General features: G+C 46.1%; 17 protein-coding genes, 2 pseudogenes and 1 riboswitch. Of the genes and pseudogenes, 3 read left to right on the plus strand and 16 right to left on the minus strand.

What is annotated here, in order from left to right:
* Window positions 1-19: 19 nt before the first annotated feature.
* The 11 genes and pseudogenes from DNHGIG_RS06860 to DNHGIG_RS06910 form a co-directional block, all read right to left on the minus strand.
* Entirely contained in the window at window positions 20-142 is a 123-nt protein-coding gene (locus DNHGIG_RS06860; protein ID WP_282198975.1) for a hypothetical protein, read from the minus strand.
* 2 nt (window positions 143-144) lie between these two features.
* Window positions 145-537 carry an ectoine synthase gene (locus tag DNHGIG_RS06865; RefSeq protein WP_282198976.1) on the minus strand — a complete coding sequence of 131 codons (393 nt, stop codon included), beginning with the start codon at window positions 535-537 and terminating at the stop codon, window positions 145-147.
* 55 nt (window positions 538-592) lie between these two features.
* Complete coding sequence (gene ectB, locus DNHGIG_RS06870; protein ID WP_282198977.1) at window positions 593-1,882, minus strand: diaminobutyrate--2-oxoglutarate transaminase; 1,290 nt, start codon at window positions 1,880-1,882, stop codon at window positions 593-595.
* Window positions 1,879-2,394: a diaminobutyrate acetyltransferase gene (gene ectA / locus DNHGIG_RS06875; protein ID WP_282198978.1), complete on the minus strand. Its 516-nt coding sequence runs from the start codon at window positions 2,392-2,394 to the stop codon at window positions 1,879-1,881. The genes ectB and ectA overlap by 4 nt, the downstream gene beginning before the upstream one ends.
* A gap of 106 nt (window positions 2,395-2,500) precedes the next feature.
* Window positions 2,501-2,827 (minus strand): annotated as a pseudogene (locus tag DNHGIG_RS06880) (ATP-binding cassette domain-containing protein); the annotation flags it as partial.
* A gap of 29 nt (window positions 2,828-2,856) precedes the next feature.
* Window positions 2,857-3,564 carry an ectoine/hydroxyectoine ABC transporter permease subunit EhuD gene (gene ehuD, locus DNHGIG_RS06885; RefSeq protein ID WP_282198979.1) on the minus strand — a complete coding sequence of 236 codons (708 nt, stop codon included), beginning with the start codon at window positions 3,562-3,564 and terminating at the stop codon, window positions 2,857-2,859.
* Between the two features lie 3 nt (window positions 3,565-3,567).
* Entirely contained in the window at window positions 3,568-4,221 is a 654-nt protein-coding gene (gene ehuC / locus DNHGIG_RS06890) for an ectoine/hydroxyectoine ABC transporter permease subunit EhuC (RefSeq protein ID WP_282198980.1), read from the minus strand.
* Between the two features lie 105 nt (window positions 4,222-4,326).
* Window positions 4,327-5,232 (minus strand): ectoine/hydroxyectoine ABC transporter substrate-binding protein EhuB, encoded by a 906-nt coding sequence (ehuB, locus tag DNHGIG_RS06895; RefSeq protein ID WP_282198981.1) that lies wholly within the window; start codon window positions 5,230-5,232, stop codon window positions 4,327-4,329.
* A gap of 108 nt (window positions 5,233-5,340) precedes the next feature.
* Window positions 5,341-5,484, minus strand: a riboswitch (cyclic di-AMP (ydaO/yuaA leader).
* A 187-nt stretch (window positions 5,485-5,671) separates the two neighbouring features.
* Window positions 5,672-6,211 carry a GNAT family N-acetyltransferase gene (locus DNHGIG_RS06900; protein ID WP_282198982.1) on the minus strand — a complete coding sequence of 180 codons (540 nt, stop codon included), beginning with the start codon at window positions 6,209-6,211 and terminating at the stop codon, window positions 5,672-5,674.
* A 110-nt stretch (window positions 6,212-6,321) separates the two neighbouring features.
* A pseudogene (locus DNHGIG_RS06905) lies at window positions 6,322-7,166 on the minus strand (DUF72 domain-containing protein).
* A gap of 112 nt (window positions 7,167-7,278) precedes the next feature.
* Entirely contained in the window at window positions 7,279-8,685 is a 1,407-nt protein-coding gene (locus tag DNHGIG_RS06910) for an amino acid permease (RefSeq protein WP_282198983.1), read from the minus strand.
* 418 nt (window positions 8,686-9,103) lie between these two features.
* On the opposite strand from DNHGIG_RS06910, the gene DNHGIG_RS06915 reads away from it, so the two are divergent.
* The 3 genes from DNHGIG_RS06915 (at window position 9,104) to DNHGIG_RS06925 (ending at window position 12,699) form a co-directional block, all read left to right on the plus strand.
* Complete coding sequence (locus DNHGIG_RS06915) at window positions 9,104-10,342, plus strand: PucR family transcriptional regulator (RefSeq protein ID WP_282198984.1); 1,239 nt, start codon at window positions 9,104-9,106, stop codon at window positions 10,340-10,342.
* 116 nt (window positions 10,343-10,458) lie between these two features.
* Entirely contained in the window at window positions 10,459-11,595 is a 1,137-nt protein-coding gene (gene ald, locus DNHGIG_RS06920; RefSeq protein ID WP_282198985.1) for an alanine dehydrogenase, read from the plus strand.
* Window positions 11,596-11,751: 156 nt separating this feature from the next.
* Window positions 11,752-12,699 (plus strand): glycoside hydrolase family 130 protein, encoded by a 948-nt coding sequence (locus DNHGIG_RS06925; protein WP_282198986.1) that lies wholly within the window; start codon window positions 11,752-11,754, stop codon window positions 12,697-12,699.
* A gap of 65 nt (window positions 12,700-12,764) precedes the next feature.
* Here the strand turns inward: DNHGIG_RS06925 and manA are convergent, their stop codons facing one another.
* Genes manA through DNHGIG_RS06950 form a run of 5 tightly spaced genes read right to left on the minus strand, consistent with a single transcriptional unit; the run spans window position 12,765 to window position 17,444 of the window.
* On the minus strand, window positions 12,765-13,721 hold the full coding sequence (manA, locus tag DNHGIG_RS06930; RefSeq protein ID WP_282198987.1) for a mannose-6-phosphate isomerase, class I: 957 nt from the start codon (window positions 13,719-13,721) through the stop codon (window positions 12,765-12,767).
* Window positions 13,722-13,736: 15 nt separating this feature from the next.
* Window positions 13,737-14,951: a glycosyl transferase gene (locus DNHGIG_RS06935; RefSeq protein WP_282198988.1), complete on the minus strand. Its 1,215-nt coding sequence runs from the start codon at window positions 14,949-14,951 to the stop codon at window positions 13,737-13,739.
* A gap of 35 nt (window positions 14,952-14,986) precedes the next feature.
* Window positions 14,987-15,187 carry an aspartyl-phosphate phosphatase Spo0E family protein gene (locus DNHGIG_RS06940; protein ID WP_282198989.1) on the minus strand — a complete coding sequence of 67 codons (201 nt, stop codon included), beginning with the start codon at window positions 15,185-15,187 and terminating at the stop codon, window positions 14,987-14,989.
* 23 nt (window positions 15,188-15,210) lie between these two features.
* On the minus strand, window positions 15,211-16,404 hold the full coding sequence (locus DNHGIG_RS06945) for a glycosyltransferase family 4 protein (protein WP_282198990.1): 1,194 nt from the start codon (window positions 16,402-16,404) through the stop codon (window positions 15,211-15,213).
* Window positions 16,401-17,444 (minus strand): nucleotidyltransferase family protein, encoded by a 1,044-nt coding sequence (locus DNHGIG_RS06950; protein WP_282198991.1) that lies wholly within the window; start codon window positions 17,442-17,444, stop codon window positions 16,401-16,403. Before DNHGIG_RS06950 ends, DNHGIG_RS06945 begins: the two co-directional genes overlap by 4 nt.
* Window positions 17,445-17,586 lie beyond the last annotated feature (142 nt).

Genomic DNA, 17,586 nt, shown 5'->3' on the forward strand with positions numbered 1-17,586 from the left:
TAATTTTTATTTTAAATTTTTACAATAATGTTTCTTGGTCTACCACTTCTATTCTCGAGCGAGCCAACTTCGATTGGCGATTGTTCATATGATATCGCCAGTAACTAAAAAGCCCGCCAGAAGGCGGACCCATCCCTTGCATGATTATAATTCCTCCTCAACCAAGGGGTATGCACCGTCCTGGTTGTGAACTTCGCGACCTGTACATGGTGGATTGAACACACAAATCATCCGCAGATCAGTCTTGGAACGAACACGGTGTTTCTCGTGACCGTTCAGAGTATATAAGGTTCCGGGCTTAAGGGAATAAACCCTACCATTCGAAAGGTCTTCAAGCTCACCTTCTCCTTCGATACAATACACCGCTTCAATATGGTTCTTATACCACATCGTTGTTTCCGTTCCCGCACGCATGATGGTATCGTGAAGGGAAAAACCGACACCATCTTTCTTTAACAGAAAGCGGCGACTGTTCCACGTATCAGCAACTACGTTATTTTCCGTGTCGATAATCTCTTCAAGTGTTCGCACAATCATTTTTCATATCTCCTTCCCTCAGGACGTTCGCTTGAACGCATTTTTCCTCGTTGAATCATTCAGTGGAAGATGTTTTACACTTCTTTATACTCTCGTCAAGAATTTCGAACCCTTTAGTCAGTCCAGCTTCATCAATGATCAAAGGCGGTAACAGCTTGACAACTTCATTTTCGGGTCCGGACGTTTCGATGATCAGTCCCCGTTCAAAAGCAGCCGCACAAATATTTTCCGCCATTCCTTCCACTCCACACGCAATTCCCTGAATGAGACCTCTTCCGCGCACTTCTCCTTCTAACTCGGGATGGTTTTGTACGAGGTCATGTAAGAAATGACGTATTTTCTCTCCCTTATCTTTAATCTCTTTACTGAACGCATCCGTTTCCCAGTAACGGAGTGCCTCGGTTGCCGTGACAAAACTTAAATTATTTCCTCGAAATGTTCCATTGTGTTCGCCCGGCTCCCATATGTCAATCTCCGGCCTGATCAACGTCAAAGCCATAGGCAACCCGTAACCTCCGATCGATTTGGAGAGACAGATGATATCCGGCTGAATCCCGGAGGGCTCAAAACTGAAAAACGTGCCCGTCCGTCCACATCCAACCTGGATATCATCAACGATCAACAAGATCTTCCACCGATCGCAAATGTCCCGGATCCGCTTGAGCCAATGGAAGCTTGCCGCGTGCAGGCCACCCTCCCCCTGGACGGTCTCGAGGATAATGGCAGCCGGGAGAGAAACGCCGCTACCATTGTCTTCGAGAAACCGTTCGATGAACGAGACTGTATCGATCTCGTCTCCAAAGTAACGATCAAACGGCATCGTCACGCTGTTTTGCAAAGGGATACCCGCACCTTTACGCTTAAACTTGTTTCCGGAAACGGAGAGAGAACCGATGGTCATCCCGTGAAAAGCGTTTGTGAAACTCATGACCGTTTCCCGGCCGGTCACTTTACGCGCCAATTTCAACGCGCTTTCCACCGAGTTGGTTCCCGTAGGTCCAGGAAACATCACCTTGTAATTCATGCCGCGCGGTTTCAGGATCACTTCGTGGAATCGTTGCAAGAACATCTCTTTTGCCTTCGTTGCCATATCGAGACTATGAGTAATCCCGTCATTGATGAGATATTGGATCAGTTTTTCTTTCATCCTCATGTTATTGTGCCCATAGTTCAATGCTCCCGCACCGGCAAAGAAATCGATATATTGCTTACCCTCTACGTCCCAAAGCTGATAACCGTTCGCTTTTGCAAACAAAGCGGGAAAACTTCGGCAATAACTCCTTACTTCAGACTCCAATTCTTCAAACACTTGCAACGATGACGGACGATTTTCGATGACCTTCATGCTTTGTAACCTCCTCCTCGTTCTCGCTTCAGAATGGGTCCAATGCGAAACAACTTCTCCTTTTCGTGGGTTCCCCCTGGGAACAAGTCTTCCTGAAAACACTCCGACACTTCACATCCGGTCCCCAGGTCTCTTGCCAACCCTCGAAACAAAGACTGGGATGGAGTATTAGACGGACTGATCGTAGTTTCCAGAAAACGTACGTCCTTACACGCTTTCCGAGCAAGCAGTTCTTGTAAAAGAGCTTTTCCCAAGCCTTTTCCCCTGTGTGAATCATGAACAGCGATTTGCCAGACAAAAATCGTATCCGGACTTGAAGGGGGACGAAAAGAGGAAACAAACCCTGCCATTTGATTCCCGGAAGTGGCTACTACACACGTTTCCGAAAAGTATTTGCATAAAAGCAAATAGCTGTAAGCGGAATTCAGATCCAGAACACCTGTGTCGCGTACGAGTTTCCAGATCTTTCGCCCATCTTCCACGTTCGGTTGACGAAGTTGAATGTTTTCCAATTCATCAACGGTACTCAGTTGTGTGACCGAAGTATTCTGAAGTCATTCGTTTGAGTGGCATCTCAATCAACCTCCTTTATGAGTCGGTACAATTTTCCCTCATGGATCACCCCCTTCGAAAACGGCTCAAGAACATTTGCAATCGAGGACTTTTGGAATTGCCAAAGATCTCTTCCGGCGTTCCTTGTTCCACGATTTGACCACCATCCGTGAAAATCACACGATCGGCCACATCTCGTGCAAAATCCATTTCGTGTGTGACTAATATCATGGCCATATCCCCTTCAGAGGCGATTCCCTTGATCACTTCAAGCACTTCACCGACAAGTTCAGGGTCTAGGGCCGATGTCACTTCATCAAACAACATGATTTTCGGTCGCATGACCAAAGCCCGCGCGATCGCCACACGTTGTTTTTGTCCGCCGGAAAGCTCGATCATGCTTGTTGCTCGTAAAGGGAAGCTCAATATCCCACTTCCTTTCTGCTTCCTATTGGATTTGCCTCTCCGCTCAAATTTGATAACTTTCGATTTAATCGGTACTCTAGACGGCGAACCAGAAGCGATGAAGGGTAACTCAAGAGTAGGAACATCAAACCTACGATCGTAAATCCCTCAAGATAGCGAAAGGAGGTAGAGCCGATCATTTTGGCCGTTTGCAAGATCTCCATTAAAGTGATTGCCGATAGAATCGGTGTCTCTTTAAACATGACAATCAAGTAGTTTCCCAAGACCGGGATGACCGGCGGTATCGCTTGAGGTACGATGATTCTGCCCCACGTCTGCATTTTTGAAAAGTTCAGAGCGACCGCAGCTTCCCATTGGCCACGAGGGACGGAATCGATCCCTGAGCGATACACCTCGGACAGGTACGAACTATAATGCAATCCTAAGCCGATCACTCCCGCTGTGAAGGGGGAAAGTGAAACCCCAAACACAGGCAGCACGTAAAAAATAAAATACAGCTGAACAAGAAGAGGGGTGCTCCTCACAAATTCCACAATTCCGCCTGTAACTAGAGATAAGGGCTTACACGCGGATCTCCTGCCAATCGCAAGCAAAAGTCCTGCGATCGCTGCTATGAAAAACGCCACGAACGTGGAGGTAACGGTTACCTTTAACGCTTCAAGAAGTTGCGGAACGATGGACCAGGCGAAATCCCAATCCCACATGGGCTATGACCTCCCTGCAGCAACTCTGCGCTCAATCAGGCGAATTCCCCATGTGATGGGGTACGCGAGAATGAAATACATCACGAGCAAAAGAGTATAGATCTCGGTGGTTTGGAATGTCGAGGTGCTGAGAATTTTCGCCTGAAAGGTTAAATCTGCAAGTGTAATGAGAGAAACCAAGGCCGTACCTTTCAGCAATTCAATGAGCAAATTTCCGAAAGCCGGCAACATCATGACAAACGCTTGGGGCCATATGATACATCTCATTCTCTGCCAGGGAGTCATGTTCAACGCGATCCCTGCTTCCGTATGTCCTTTTGGTACGGCAAGGATCGATCCACGAACCACTTCTGATCCGTAAGCCCCATAATTGAGCCCCAACGCAAGTACCGCGGCTGCCATTTTTGGCAATTCGATGCCCAGGATCGGCAGGGCAAAATACAACCAATACAACTGAACCAGCAGGGAGGTTCCGCGAAAAACTTCTACATAAATAGCCGTTACGCCCCGAATCATTGAATATTTGGACAGGCGGCCAATCCCCGCAAGCATGGCTAAGAAAAGAGCTGCGATCATCGAGAGAATCGTAATCTCGAGGGTGATCCCCGCGCCTTTCAAGAGTGGCGGGAGTAAGTCTAGGAACGAATAGATTGACATGCACTCCTTTCGATCTTGATCATCAACACTCAAGTAGAATGAGAATGAAGGATCTTGTGAAATCTGTCTGCATCGAATTATTATAGAATGGGGAGATATGCATTCTTACTGTTCGTTTGTACACACTTGCTCAGCTGTTACATTGCCCGGCAATTCCTGTTTGGTAAATCCGAAGGGCTGAATGATCTTGAATAGTTCACCCGATTCCTTCAGTTTCTGTAACTCACGATTGAATGCATCACGGAAGTCCTTGTCTTCTTTGCGGAAAGCCGTTGCCCCGTATCCTCGTGCGCTCTTCCCTTCAATCATCGGTTGTTGAAAGTCCATCACTCTTTCAATTGATGGATCTTTCACCGCATCGAGCACCGATTGCAACGAAGGCCCCGTCATCGTAACCACATCCGCTCGGCCTGCTTGTAGTGCGGCGACAGCGGAAGGCTGGTCGGGAACCGTTACGATCTGTGCGGCGGAGACTCTCGACTTTTGCAGATAATCAACCTCTATAGCTCCGGTCATCACTGCAACTTTCACTTTCGGGTTGGCGGAAATATCCCGATAACTATGAATATTCACTACATTCCCTTTCTTCACCGCGATTGCCTCACCGATACTGTATTCAGGGTCGGCAAATGCCACTTCTTTGCAACGTTCCGGTTTAATGAACATACCCGCCGTGATCATGTCGAAACGCTTAGCTTTCAGCCCGGGTATCAGTGATCCAAATTCGGTGATCTCACCTCTCATCTCATGAATCCCTAACCTTGTGAGAACCGTACGCGCGACCTCAACCGCTTCACCCGTCAGCTTTCCATCTGGTGTTACATAGGCGTAAGGTTTTTCATTCGCAAATCCGACGGTCACATATCCTTGTTTTTTTACACGCTGCCAAGTAGATTCCACGGATGTGTCGGAAGAGGTGCCGACACCCGTCTTTCCTTTGGAGACTCCGCAACCAACCACCGCAGTCATCATGATCAGGGACAGCCCTAAAGTCCTAAATAACTTTTTCACTAGACAACCCCTTTCGCAAATTCTCGTCTACGCATGAAAAACAAAACCCCCGAGGACAAATACCTACGGGGGTATAAAATAAGCGAATACTTTCCCATGAACATCATTCACCCCTCTCTTACACTGCTTACGAAGTTAGCTGACGGATTCGGGCTGAGAGTCGGCCCTACCGGTCATGCGAGACTGCATGCCCGGATTCACCCCAAACGTGGTTCCCCCGCTTCCCTTTCGGGAATTCAGCATCACACAATATTGACTTTTCAGATTTGATTATAATCTTATCCGCAGATAGGGGCAAATTACCAGTTGGTAAGGAATTCCGACCATAGGGAGGGATATGGGAGAATTCTCTTGCTGAACTACCGTGCACAAAAATGACGGAATATTCTCGGGGAATAAGACAATGTATTCGACATACCAAGAAGGCCATTCGCGAACTTTAATGTTTGATGAATTTCAAGACTTCGTCCGGGTCTGCCAACTTGCGCCCGTAATATTTTTTAGAACGGAAATTGTGGATTTCTTCACACGCCTTGGCCATTTTCTCCATAATCACATTCTGGGGCAAATCTTCCGGACTCCAATAAAAGATATTCATTTCATATGGTTTTCCGTCTTCATCTTTCCTGCGGTATTGAATACGATCCGCCTTGACAAACCCGTTTTTGCGATAAAATGCTTCCCTCTTTTTCGTGTCTTCATCTTCGTGATCAATAGGCTCCACTTCTACGATGATCGTCTTCCCCTTTTCTTTAAAACGGTTGAGGAGTTTCGTGCCGACTCCTTTCCCTCTTGTCGCAGGATTGACGAGTAAATAGTCAATAAAGATAAATGTAGGGAATTCGGCATACATCACGATGTATTCATCTGTCTCTTCTTTGTGGTAGGTGTCCTTATCCTCAATCAGGTCATAGAGTTGACGCGGATCTTTCATCTCGTGTTCTGGAAAGTAATCGGCCAGCCGTTCATACCATTCCATGACATTCCCTCCCTTTAAATTCAAGATTTATTCGTATCGTTTGTTATACTATACAAAAACATACCCGGATGATAAAAAAGCTTCCCACCATGCTTTTCGTGGGAAGCTTTTTAAAAGAAATCCAATTGCCGCGGAGACAATCCTTTATATTCTATGCCCAAGAGTTCGATCATTTCCATGGCATTGGCGGCGGCATGTCCGCCCGAATTGTTGTTGAATAAGACACAAATCTCTTGTGATCTTTGTTGCAGATCTTTCAACTTCTCTTTCCACTCCGTTAACTCTTCCCGGCTATACCGGTATAAGTAACGGATGTCTCTCCAATTACCGTCTCCGGTATTCGTCCATCCGTTTACATTACGCCCGTGAAAGCGTACGAGTGTTAATTGACGATTCGTCGGATGCAAAACTGTGGGTATGGAGCCTGCTCCCGCTTGCGGTTCATCGCAAATGCTATGGATCCATCCTTCTTTCTCCATAAACGCGATTGTTTTTTCCAACATTCTGGGCGTGAACCAACTCCTGTTTCTGAATTCAAGCGCAACCGGAATATCACCCATCTTCTCCTTCGTATAGCGAAGAACATCCACATTTTCTTTGATACATTCAAACCAGGGTGGGTATTGAAAAAGAACGGCTTTCAATTTACCCGCTTGTATGACCGGTTCAATCGATTGTTTAAACGCATCAAACATTTCTCCCAGACTTGAGAAAGGATTCTTTCCTCTTAAATGTCCGGTCATTCCTTGGTATGCCTTGATAATGAAAGAAAAAGCGGGCGGGGTTTCTTCGACCCATTTGCTGTAGTTTTTCTCGGGAAGGACGGCATAAAAAGAACTGTCTACCTCCACTATCGGAAAATAGGAACTGTAGACTTTCAGTTTATCCCCGCTTGCCACCCCGTCCGAATACAAGTCCTTATGATCCCCCAACCGGTCAGGCCGATTTTAATCATGTTCTCTCTTCCTTTTCTCACTGCTCTTTCCGTATATTATAGAAAATTATACATGATAAAACGCAGAGAAGGCCCCGCGATATAAAGAGGGCCTTCTCTGCGTATGCAAATCTTATGATGCGTTCTTTACTTTGTGAAATTCACTTTCTACCTGATTGGCTTTATGAAAACCTTTCCCGTAATAAAATGCGACCAAAAGGGCTAACCAAAGAGGTCCGACGATGAGCGCGATACGCGTATCCGGGAAATAAGCCATCAAACCGACGACGGCGACCAAGAATGCGAGTGATACATAGGAGCTCAATGGCGCCCAAGGCATTTTATAGACCAGTCGGCGTTGCTCCTCTAGAGATAAGCGCTTACGATAGCGTATCTGGGAAAGAAGAATGACTGCCCAGGTCCAAATTGCTCCGAACGTTGCGATACTTGTGACCCATGTGAATACTTTTTCCGGAACGACATAGTTGAGCACCACCCCGACAAGCAAGGCCAAAGCAGAAGCGATGATCGCGGGACCCGGTACCCCCGATTTCGTCAGCTTGCCGAACGTGGCAGGCGCCTCCCCTTGTTGTGCCAAGTTAAAGAGCATGCGCCCCGTGCTGAAAATACCACTGTTACAGGAAGAAAGAGCCGCCGTCAACACGACAAAATTGATAATTCCCGCAGCGCTGGGAATCCCGATTTTATCAAATGTCAAAACGAAAGGACTTCCTTTTTGACCAAGTTCGTTCCAAGGATAGATCGACATGATGACAAACAAAGCGCCCACATAGAAAATCAAGATTCTCCAAAAGACGGTATCGATCGCTTTTGACAGTGTCTTTTTAGGATTTTGCACTTCTCCGGCGGTCACACCGATCATTTCGATCCCTAAGTAAGCAAACATCACCATCTGCAGAGACATGAGGACTCCCTTGATACCGAACGGGAAAAATCCCCCATGTTTCCACAGGTTGCTGATTCCGACAGCGATTCCGCCATTCCCGAATCCAAAGAGGATCATGCCAAGTCCGACGACGATCATGGCCACGATGGTAACGATCTTGATGAGAGCGAACCAAAATTCCAATTCACCATACGCTTTCACGGCGATCAGGTTGATGATACTCATCATGACAAGCGCAGCTAATGCCCAAATCCAACGGGGCACCCCCGGAATCCAATATTCCATATAAATGCCGACAGCCGTGATTTCTGCCATACATGTAATAACCCACAAAAACCAATAATTCCATCCTGTCAAATAACCGAAAACAGGCCCCATATATTCGCGTGCGTAACGGCTGAAAGATCCCGCAACCGGGTTCTGGATCGCCATTTCCCCGAGTGCGCGCATGATAAAGAACATCACGATGCCGCCGACGATATACGCTAACAGGATTCCTGGACCCGCCAGTTTAATGGCTGATGCCGACCCCAGAAACAAACCAACACCGATCGCTGCCCCCAAAGACATCAAGGTAATATGTCTTTGTTCAAGACCTCGATGCAATTCAGTGATGCGGTTATTTTTTTGCATACGATACCTCCTCACGGTTTGTTCGCATTTGTTCAATTTGGCTTCCCATGACGTCCACCAAGCCACACATGTGCAATATCGGTTGTACTCGCGCGCTGCGCGGATAAATCACCCTACCTAACGATTGTTTTGTAAAAGTTGTACATACCCCTTTCATTTTTGAACGCGCGACCATTTCACAGATTCAACTTCCAATTTAGATGGCAACGCTTTCAATGATATAATTAAAAATAGATGAGTCCTTCATCGCTATTTTACTTTTCGTTTTTTATTATAAAAGAATGATTTAATTAATTCAAACATCTTTTGTTTGTAAATATAACCAAATCATTCCCTTGTAATTGGTTGAAAAACACAAATGACATCCGAGCATCCAGAGCGCGTTGGTTCCCAATTTTTTCGTTAGGGGGAAACATGCATGACGATTGAAAAAGACCCGTTCGACGAAACGTTTGACAGCTTGGAAACGCTCGTCGATACGATCAGTGAAGTGCTTCATTGTCCAGTTACCCTTGAAGATGCCAACCACCGGCTTCTTGCATATAGTTCTCATGATCCGCAGACCGACCCGGCGCGGATTGCCACGATCATTGGGCGGCGCGTCCCTGAAAGAGTCATTCACAGTCTGTGGCGGGAAGGCGTCATCCAACGATTATCCAACAGTGATGAGCCTATCCGCATCCGGGCGATCCATGAAGTAGGACTCGGCAACCGGGTGGCGATCGCCATCCGCAAAAACAACGATGTCTTGGGCTATATATGGGTGCTGGAAGAAGAAAATCCGCTTGACGAACAAGCGATGCATCAACTAAAAAAAGCGGCCCAAGCCGCCAAAACAAAACTTTTGCAACTCCAGGTGCAGAAACGGAAACAAGAAGAAGGGTATCAGGAGTTTTTCTGGAAACTATTGACCGGACATGTTCAATCGCTTGCTGCGATCAAAGAACAGGCCGATAAACTCTTGCTCACGCTTCCTCCATGTTATCGCGTCCTTGTATTCCAATTTAATGAGGATATAAGCAATCAACTGTATAAGCAAATTCACTATCTGATCACAACCACGCAACGCGTGCGCATAATTTTCCATGTTGTGGATCGGAACCAGTTGATCATGCTGGCATCCCCTTATCATCAGTCCCAGCCGAACGCGCAGGATACATTCACGGAGTTCATTCGCGACTTTTTCACGCAAATGAAAGAACGTTATCAGGTGACATCCATTGGTGCCGGCGCGGGATCTTTATTTTATGAAGATTATACGAAGGTGGAAAAGAGCTATCAGGAAGCACTGACCGTTCTGCAGATTAAGAAACAGTTCCCGAACAGCACGAAGGACACCTTCCATTTTGAAGATCTTGGATTTTACCGGTATTTGCCCGCCATGCTCGAACAAAAGAGGGCGCAACGCTTCGTCAACCCCCATTTGCAAAAACTGAGAGATTACGATCGAGAACATCATGCCCATCTGCTTAAAACGCTGGAAGTCTATTTAAGTTGTGATTGCAATGTCAAAGAGGCGGCCGATCAGTTGCATGTTCATACAAACACACTGAATTACCGTCTCTCACGAATCTCGGAAATCGCCGGAATAAACCTGAAAAACATGGATCACAAAGTGTCCCTGTATCTCGATCTGAAAATGGAACAAGGTGAGTAGTCGTCTTGTTGGTTTTCACAAATCCTGCTCACCATTTTCTTTTTTCACAACAATGAAAAATAGAGGGATTCGTCTTATACTTGGCTTACATGCAAAGTATAAGGAGGAGCCCATAAATGATCATCGGCGTACCGAAAGAGATTAAAAATAACGAAAATCGCGTCGCAATCACACCAGCTGGAGTAGAAACACTGAAAAGTTGCGGACATGAAATATATATCGAAAAATCTGCAGGTCTCGGAAGCGGTTTCACGGACGAAGAATATCAGAAAAAAGGCGCCGTGATCCTTGATACCGCGGAGGAAGTTTGGGCGAAATCGGATATGATCATGAAAGTCAAAGAGCCCCTTCCGCAAGAATATGGATATTTTCGTGAAGGTTTGATCCTTTTCACTTACTTGCACTTGGCACCGGAACCGGAGTTAACAAAAGCATTGATGGAAAAAGGCGTGATTGGCATCGCCTATGAGACGATCCAATTGGATGACCGCTCCCTTCCTTTGCTCACACCGATGAGTGAAGTGGCTGGACGTATGGCTGTTCAAATCGGAGCTCAGTTCCTGGAAAAACCGTATGGCGGAAAAGGAATTCTTTTAGGTGGCGTACCAGGCGTTCAACCGGCTGAAGTGGTTATCGTCGGCGGCGGTGTCGTCGGTACCAATGCGGCAAAGAGAGCGCTCGGCGCAGGAGCTCGCGTCACAATCCTGGATATCAATCCCGACCGTCTCCGCTACCTGGACGATATCTTCGATGGCCGAATCACGACATTGATGTCAAACTCTTACAATCTTGAACAAGCCGTTCGCAAAGCAGACCTCTTGATCGGTGCCGTATTGATACCGGGTGCACGTGCGCCGAAGCTCGTGAAGGATTACATGGTTCAAGGCATGTCGAAAGGATCGGTGATCGTTGATGTGGCGATCGACCAAGGCGGTTCCATCGAAACGATTGACCGTGTAACCACCCACTCCGAACCGACCTTCGAGAAATACGGAGTGATTCACTATGCCGTCGCGAACATTCCCGGGGCTGTCGCAAGAACATCAACCATCGCTTTAACAAACGTCACCATTCCTTATGCTGTGCAAATCGCGAACAAAGGCGTCAAACAGGCGATCGCGGAAAACCGTGCGCTCTATCGCGGCGTGAACGTGGCTGGCGGTGTTGTCACATACGAAGCCGTAGCGAACGCTCTTGGCCATGAATACGTTCCTGTTGAAAAAGCGTTGGCGAAAGAGACTTCTCTTGTGTAAGGGATATACAATCGCATAAAAAGAATCGAACCCCCTGAACTCCTTTTGTACAGTCGTTCAGGGGGTTATTCATTTGATGAAATACTTTTAGGTACAAGACTTGTTGGATATAATTTTAGTATAAATAGAAATCATTCGAAAAAAGGGGATGATACAATGAATCATGTTTCATTAAAATTCCCTTTTGGACCCTTTCACAAATCTGTCCATAATCCGATTTTATTTCCTCAAGGAGATTCATGGGAAGCTAAAGATCTATTTAATCCTACCGCAATTGTAAAAGACGGAAAAATCTATCTTCTTTATCGGGCGGAAGACCATACCGGAAGAGGGATATGGAACGGAACTTCCCGAATTGGCCTTGCTGTCAGTTCAGATGGGATTTACTTTGAAAGATATCCGAAACCCGTTCTTTTCCCGACAGAACCGTATGAATATCCCGGAGGATGTGAAGACCCGAGAATCGTTCAGCTTGATGATACTTTCTATTTAACTTATACGGCATTTGACGGAAAAACGGCACGTTTATGCCTAGCGACTTCGAAAGATCTTCTGCAATGGGAAAAACATGGCGTCTTATTCCCCCGTTGGAATCAAGGCCCCATTTATGAGTGGACAAAATCGGGGGCGATTGTTCCCCAGAAAATTCATAATCGATATGTCATGTATTTTGGCGATTCGGATATTTGGATCGCTTTCTCCGATGACGGGATTCATTGGCATCCACATGAAGAATGTGTCGTACGTCGGAGTGAAGATCCGCAAGCTTTCGACAGCTTGCTCATTGAACCGGGACCTTCTCCCGTTGTAACCGATGAAGGCATTCTATTGTTTTATAATGCGGCGAAATCAATACAAGAAGGCCCGCATGCCGGTAAACCGTACTACTCGGTCGGTCAAGTCTTGTTCTCACTTCATGATCCGAAAAAGGTTTTAAGTCGCACAGAAACGCCTTTCTTTATTCCTGAAAAGGAAGATGAAGTGAAAGGACAGGTGGATTTTGTCGTCTTTGCTGAAGGACTTGTCAATTTCAAAGGAAAATGGCTCTTATACTACGGCATGGCAGATTCGAGGGTTGGAGTGGCGAGCCTTCAAACTTCCTAGATAAGAAGATCCTTTAGGACGACCGCTTGAGGCCAAGTGGTCGTCTTTCTTGTCAAAACCTTCCCCTACTCTGGAAGATACGAGACAAACGCCTCCAAATCCCCTGATAAGCTGTATGGTCCGAGAGTCCTTGGGATCAATACATGGTCTCCTTTTCGGATGACGAGCTCACCTTCTGACCATTGTAAGCGAGCGGATCCGAAAAGAACGGACAAAAGTATGAAACGATCCTTGGATCGCTCTTCGTGATTCCCCGACAACTCCCATTTTTCCGCCGAAAAATAAGGTCCCTGCAGATAGTGGGTGATTCGTAATGATCCATGATCCATGATCTTTGCTTTGATATCCTTTTTAACAAATGGAACCTTTGTGACCTGTAAAACTTTATCGACATGCAACTCTCTTTTGCGGCCAGACGGATCCACACGATCATAATCGAAAGCGCGATATGTGACATCCGAGTTCTGCTGTGTCTCCAAGACAACAATTCCTTTACCAAGCGCGTGAATCGTACCGTGGGGAATATAGAAAAAATCACCTGCACGTACGGGAACTCGTACCAACAATTCATCCCACTGACCTTGTGCCATCATCTCGGCCAATTCTTCTTTCGTCTTAGCCGTGTGTCCATATACAATTTCAGCTCCCGGTTCTGCATGTACAATGTACCAACATTCCGTCTTTCCAAGTTCCCCATTTTCATAAAGAGAAGCGAATTCATCATCCGGATGTACTTGAACCGAGAGATCATCACAAGCGTCCAACAACTTGACTAAAAGCGGAAAACGTTCGAATGGATGATCGGCAAACCAATCCGGGTGTTTTTGGAGCAAATCTTGAATCGTATGGCCTTTATACACGCCATTGGCGACTGTACTTCTCCCATTGGGATGATCCGATATCACCCAGGCTTCCCCCGTAGATTCACTGGGAATCGGGTAGTCAAAAAGTGTCCGTAGTCGTGTTCCTCCCCAAATTCTTTCGTGATAGGAAGGCGTAAACAGTAACGGATACGCATTCATGTTCATTCTCCCCCGTCAGACACCAGAGATTGATCTTTCAGAGTGACTCGCTCGATTTCGATACAGCACTTCTGTCAGTAAATAAGACAGGGTGGATTCTGCGCCTTGATTCAGATTCGGACCACTCGACGTCAAGCCATCATAACAACTTCCTTCTTCTGCATGAACCATGGGAACACCTAGATCGTTCTCTCCGTAATACCAAGCTCGGCATTTTTCCAATACTTCTCTGTACGTCATTTGACCCAATGTTTTATCCGCTTCCGATACGGCCAGCGCCAATTTCATGACATCCAGGGGCTGTTGATCCCATTGACTTCTGCTCGTTTGTGTGCACCATCCCTTGTTCCCGATCGGGCTGATACAACCTTTCTCGCCGGTCATCTTTTCAATGAGAAAATCGAGACTTTCTTTCGCGATATCTAACGTTTCCTGACGTCTCGTCACTTGATAGGCGCAAAACAAAGACCAAGGCAAGAGCCCGTTTCCGTATGTCATAGCAGGCTCGAACCAGCGCCACTCCTTACTTGCATGTTTCCGGTAAAGAGCGGTCAATTTCTCTTCGAACCCTTCCACAAAGGACGGCAAAGCGGATTCGATAAAATGGTGAAATGGATCCGCATGTTGTTTTTTCATATTCTCGTGATGTTGTAGAAGTAAACTGCTTGCGGACAGTACATAAGCCCAACCTCTTGGAAAAGTCAAATCTTTGGCTCTTGCCGCGCCTTTGACGAACATTTCTTGCACGGCGATCTGCCGTTCAGGATCAGGTAATTTGCAATAGGTGACGGCACAAGCCCATAGAGCACGCCCCAGGCAATCGTCGGAAGGCAGTTCCTGTTCCGGTAGTAAATGATATCCAATATTATTGTGAAAAGATCCGTCTTCCCGTTGAACCCACAGAAGAAATGAAAGATATCGATCAATCAGACGCAACAGCTTGTCCTTCAAGTGATTCCCTTGTTTCATCGCAGAGACATGTGGGTACCATTCGACACATACCCAAAGAGCTCGCGCATTATCGTCTGTGGTATAACCTTCTTTTCTTCTAGGGATTTTTCCCAGAGCATGCTCCAAAAGCCCAGTCCCGTCTGTCAGCCTTTCCAAATGCCGAAAACTTACGAGAGTCGGATCGGATCGATCCTTTTCCAAGAACCTTTTCATTTTTTCACGTGACAGTTGAATCTTTCGAATACGAGAAAAGTCAATTTTCCCTATCAACGGCCACATAGCTACCTCCCCGTACGTTTAGCTTCTTCGAATGACTAAGCTTTGGGAAAGGACATTTCGTTTCGGGGAGGCCTCATCAGTTGTTGGGCGACGATCAAATGTTTATCCAATTGCTGAGCCAATGCGACCACGCTTTCATCGGCAAGATTCCCTTTTTCCTTGACTAAATGAATCATTTCCCACCGCAGCGGTTCAATTTTTTGCTTCAACATCGTGTCTAAAACCTCGCTGGACATCGTCGTCACCTCCCGGAATTCACTTAGCTTGAGATGGAGACAAGCTGATGTTCGTCCGAACGACGTTTTTCGAGAGACATTTGTATCGTCCGGAGAAAGAGAAGCGCGTGCTTTTTACCGACCAGCGGCCATTGCATGTTCTTTCCGATACGTCCGATTTGTCTTTCCCATTCTTTCAAAGAGGATTCGTCAGATAGTACCATCGATAGTTTTTCGCTCCACTTGGATCGATCATGGAACGGGATTAGCATCTCTTCATATCCTGCAAGCAGATCTTTTGCATAGCTGTACGGTGTACTCAAAACGGGGCGTCCTAATCCTACGGCATAAGCCAATGTTCCGCTCGTGATCTGTTCCATTCCCGGATAAGGGGTGATATACAGATCACAGGCTGTGATATATTGAACAAGTTCCTCTTCTTCCATGTACCGGTCGATCATCAACACGTGGTTCTCCAATTTCTTCGAACGAATCAATTGTTTTAATTGCTCTCGATAAGCTTCACCCTCCCGTTTTTTCACCTCAGGATGGGTTTGTCCGACGATTACATACAGGACTTCGGGAACTCTTGCAACCACCTCGGGCAAAATCTCGAGAATCATTTCGATCCCTTTATTCCTGCTCAGTAAGCCGAACGTCATTAAAACTTTTCGATTGTTCCACTGCAATTGGTCACGAAGCAGACTTCTCGTTTGCGGGTTGGGTACCGGTGTTCCGTGTGGAATAAACGCAATTTTTTCTTGTGGGACGGAGAAGGAATTCATCAAGTAATGAATGGCCTTTCGATTCATAACGATGATCCGATCGCTTCTTCTGGCAATTTCCTCTTGAATGGAACGATAGGGTTCTTCAGGATTTTGGAAGACTGTATGAAAAGTTGTTATGAGCGGTTTTTTCAATTCCCGAATAAAATCAAGAATATACGAACCGGCTTCTCCCCCAAAAATTCCGAACTCATGCTGTAACGAAACTAACGAGATGCTACTGTCGTTTATTTTTTTGGCCATAAGGGAATAGGCCTCTCGATCATCACGAAGTAAAGTCCATAAATTCGGACGATCATAGTTATTGCGATCCTTTTCGTCTGTTAAAACGACCACTGGATCCGCCGCATTCCACATCTTCGAATTTTTTACGCTTTGTCTAAGGTGGTATGTGTAGGTCGCTAAGCCGCATTTTTTGGGAACATAGGTGCTCACATAAGCCACTTGTGTCATCCCTGAATCACTCCCACTGCCCGATTCATGACTGCTTCATGTAAAATATGTCTTGACCCCACTTCCAAACCATATCCGAAAATACAATTGTTCAACTGGGTAGAATCATGTACTTTGCATTTGTCCCACATGATCGTTTCCGAACAACGTACATGCCTGCCCAACTCACAATGATCACCGATGACGGCATAAGGACCGATGACACTTCTCTCTCCAATATGTACCTCATCACCGATCAAAACGGGTGGTACTAGTAACACGCCCGGTCCAATTTCCGTATTTCGCCCCAACCATATCCCTTTGCCTTGCTCTTTCTCTTTCAACGGTAATGTAAATTTTCCATCCAACAGATCCCAGTGAAGTTGACGGTAGCGGTTTTTGGTACCCATGTCCATCCAATACCCGTTGATCGTTTTTCCATAGACTCCGATGTTCTTTTCGATCAATAGCGGGAATGTCTCCCGTTCGATGGAAACTTCCTTGTGTTTGGGGATCCATTGAAGTGCCTCTTTTTCCATGACATAAATGCCCGCATTGATGAATCTGGAAGGCGCTTCATGTTTGTTTGGTTTCTCAACAAAACGCAGAATCCGGCCTGACATGTCCAGCTCGACGACTCCGTATTGAGAAGGATCTTCAACCTCGGTCAAACCTATGGTTACCAAACCGTTATGGTTTCGGTGAAACTCTAACAGGGGGATGATCGATATCTCATGAATAATATCGGAATTCACTACAAGAAATCGATCGCTCAGCAGATCTTCCGCATTTTTAATGGCACCTGCCGTACCAAGCAGGTCTTCTTCGATTGCATATTCAATACGAACTCCCAGAGAGCTTCCATCCCCAAGGCGTTTTTTGATAACGTCTGCATAATGTTTTACGGCTAGAACAAAGTCACCGATCCCTTGCTGTTTCAGGTGGACAATCAAATGTTCTAACCAAGGCTTATTACCGACAAGAGCCATGGGCTTTGGAAGATTTTCTGTAAGCGGCCGTAAACGAGTGCCTAAACCTCCTGCCAAGAGCAAAGCTTTCATTGTGCTTCTTCACCTCCATAAGGTATGACCCCAATTGAACGGAATAAAAAAAGAAGTCTTGAACATAGCAGAAATCTTTTATACATGAGCCCATGATAAAAAATTTCAAGTATGAACAAACTTCTTGACGTGTATCGTTCGT

The sequence above is a fragment of the Collibacillus ludicampi genome (assembly GCF_023705585.1).
In the GTDB taxonomy this organism is placed as follows: Bacteria; Bacillota; Bacilli; order Tumebacillales; family BOQE01; genus Collibacillus; species Collibacillus ludicampi.